Genomic DNA, 3,022 nt, shown 5'->3' with positions numbered 1-3,022 from the left:
CAACCGCCCCCACAGCCGAACCTCCGAGCCGGCAAGCCGGTCCTCCCCATGCCTCCGCTCACCCCTGCCGGGCTGCTGGCAGCGGTCGCGGAGGTGACGCCCAGCCGGGTGCAGGACTTCCTCCGACACCTGGTCGAGGTGAGCACCAGCGCCCAGCAGGTCGGCTCGGTGGCCCCGCTTCGGAGCTTCGTCCACATCTGGGCCGTGTACGTGGCGATCCAGCGCTACCCCGCACGGGCCGCTCGCCTGCGTCACCTTGAAGAGCTCGTGAGCGCCGGGGTCGAGGATCCGACGGACGCGGTCGGGGAGATCCGGGAGATCCACACGAACGCCGAGGCGGAAGCCGGGTTGGGTCCGGGGCGTGCCGCCGGGCCGTGACACCGACCGGCGGCCGTGCCGCTGCGGACAGTGCCGCCGCAGGTGATCACGCGCCTCCGGGGAGGCGCGCGGCGGGGTTCGCGGACGGAGGGGCGGCGCTCGGCGGCGGGGCTGCGACACTGGGGCGGTGAACACCGCACCACCGCACCTGCCTCCGCGCGTCCGCGCGGTCGTCGACCTGGACGCCGTCCGCGCCAACGTCCGCGCGCTCCGTGCCCGGGCGGCCGCCGGCGCGGAGCTGATGGCCGTCGTGAAGTCCGACGCCTACGGCCACGGCATGGTGCCGTGCGCCCGCGCCGCCCGGGAGGCGGGCGCGAGCTGGCTCGGTACCGCCACGCCGGAGGAGGCGCTGGCGCTGCGCGCCGCCGGCGACACCGGCCGCGTACTGGCCTGGCTGTGGACGCCCGGCGGGCCGTGGAAGCAGGCCATCGAGGCGGACGTGGACGTGTCGGCGAGCGGGCTGTGGGCGCTGCGCGAGATCGTCGCGGCGGCGGCGGCCGCGGGCCGCCAGGCCCGGGTGCAGCTCAAGGTGGACACCGGTCTGGGCCGGAACGGTTGCCAGCCCGCCGACTGGCGGGAACTGGTCGACGCCGCCCGTGCCGCCGAGTCCTCGGGCGCGCTCCGCGTGACCGGGATCTGGTCCCACTTCGCCTGCGCCGACGAACCCGGGCACCCCTCCATCGAGGCTCAACTGGCCGTGTACCGGGACGCCCTGGCGGTGGCCGAGGCGGCCGGACTGCGTCCCGAGGTGCGGCACATGGCGAACTCGGCCGCCGCGCTCACCCTGCCGCAGTCCCACTTCGACCTGGTGCGGGCGGGTGTCTCGGTCTACGGCCTGTCGCCGTCGCCCGAGCTGGGCGTGCCGGCGGACTTCGGGCTGCGTCCGGCGATGACGCTCAGCGCCGCCCTGGCCAGCGTCAAGCGGGTGCCGGGCGGCCACGGGGTGTCCTACGGACATCACTACACCACTCCCGGCGAGACGACGCTCGCGCTTGTCCCCGCCGGGTACGCCGACGGCGTGCCCCGGCACGGCTCGGGCTGCGGCCCGGTTCTGGTCGCCGGGAAGTGGCGCACGGTGGCGGGCCGCGTGGCGATGGACCAGTTTGTCGTCGACCTCGGCGGCGACACGGCCGAGGCCGGCGACGAGGCCGTGCTGTTCGGTCCCGGCGACCGGGGCGAACCCACCGCCGAGGACTGGGCGCGCGCGGTCGGCACGATCGGGTACGAGATAGTGACCCGGATCGGGCCCCGCGTCCCGCGGGTCCACCTCGGAGCCTGAGGGCTCGCTGCGGTAAGACGGAGACGGAGCCCGGAGAGGGTGGGGGAGCAGCGGTGACGGAGCACGGCTGGGGGCGTCGGGCGGGACTGGCCGGCGCCGCGCTGGGTGTGGTGGCGGCGGGCGTCGCCGTGGAACGGCTGACCGTGCACAGGTCGGTGCGCCGCCGCGCCCGCCTGGCGCTCGACGCCGCCGGGCCGTACGGGACGCTGCGCGGCACGCCGGGCACGGCCGTCGCCGACGACGGCACCGAACTGCACTACGAGATCGACGAGCCGGCGGAGCCGTCGGGCGACAAGCCCGCCGACACCCGGTCCCGGCTCGGCAAGGCGCTGCGGGGCGGCGGCAGGACGCGCGCCCCGCTGACGGTGGTGTTCAGCCACGGCTACTGCCTCACGCAGGACGCGTGGCACTTCCAGAGGGCCGCGCTGCGGGAGCTGCCCGGGGTGCGGGCTGTGTACTGGGACCAGCGGAGCCACGGCCGCAGCGAGCGGGGTCGTGCCCACCTGGCCACCGACGGCACCACCCCCGTCAGCATCGAGCGCCTCGGGCGGGACCTCAAGGCGGTGCTGGACGCGGCGGCGCCGGAGGGCCCGCTGATCCTCGTCGGTCACTCGATGGGTGGAATGACGATGATGGCGTTGGCGGCGCAGTACCCGGAGGAGGTCGCCGAACGGGTGGTCGGCGCGGCCTTCGTGGGCACGTCGGCGGGCGGGCTCGGCGAGGTGACGTACGGGCTGCCGGCGGCCGGTGTCACCGTGCTGCGCCGGTTCGTGCCGGGCGTGCTGAAGGCGCTCGCCTCGCACAGCGCGCTGGTCGAGCGGGGCCGCGCGGCCACCGCCGACCTGCTCGCGGGCCTGGTCAAGCACTACAGCTTCGGGGACACCGGGTCGGTCGATCCGGCGGTGGCCCGGTTCGCGGAGCGGCTCATCGAGTCGACCCCGATCGACGTCGTCGCCGAGTTCTACCCGGCGTTCCACGCGCACGAGAAGCGGGAGGCGCTGGCCGCGTTCGCGCACTGCCCGGCTCTGGTGATCGCCGGCGACCGGGACCTGCTGACCCCGCAGGCGCACAGCGAGGCGATCGCCGCCGCGCTGCCGGAGTCCCGGCTGGAGATCGTGCCGGAGACGGGGCATCTGCTGATGCTCGAACGCCCCGAGCTGCTCAACGAACGTCTGCTCGGGCTGCTCGCGGCGGCCACCGCGCCGACCGGTCGCCGTTCCGCCCGCCGGCGCTGATCGGCGCTGAGTACTGCCCGGACGCATTAGCATCGCTGGCATGCACACCCGTATCACGGTCAGTACGCCAGAGGAGATGCGACAGCTCGGGCGGGACGTCGCGGCGATTCTGCGGGCGGGGGACCTGGTG

The 3,022-nt window shown here is 75.4% G+C and carries 3 protein-coding genes; all 3 read left to right on the top strand.

All coding sequences use genetic code 11. The features are described 5' to 3' along the window. The coding region (locus GL263_RS24295) for a hypothetical protein (RefSeq protein ID WP_228456794.1) at positions 1–378 on the top strand (378 nt) is incomplete at its 5' end. A gap of 127 nt (positions 379–505) precedes the next feature. Continuing rightward, positions 506–1,657: an alanine racemase gene (gene alr / locus GL263_RS24290; protein ID WP_182857885.1), complete on the top strand. Its 1,152-nt coding sequence runs from the start codon at positions 506–508 to the stop codon at positions 1,655–1,657. Positions 1,658–1,710: 53 nt separating this feature from the next. After that, on the top strand, positions 1,711–2,892 hold the full coding sequence (locus tag GL263_RS24285) for an alpha/beta fold hydrolase (protein ID WP_323379544.1): 1,182 nt from the start codon (positions 1,711–1,713) through the stop codon (positions 2,890–2,892). Positions 2,893–3,022 lie beyond the last annotated feature (130 nt).

It is taken from the genome of Streptomyces durbertensis (assembly GCF_014156695.1).
Classification (GTDB): Bacteria; Actinomycetota; Actinomycetes; order Streptomycetales; family Streptomycetaceae; genus Streptomyces; species Streptomyces durbertensis.
The sequence above is the reverse complement of the archived record's forward strand: the minus strand, read 5'-3'. Positions and strand labels throughout refer to the sequence as shown.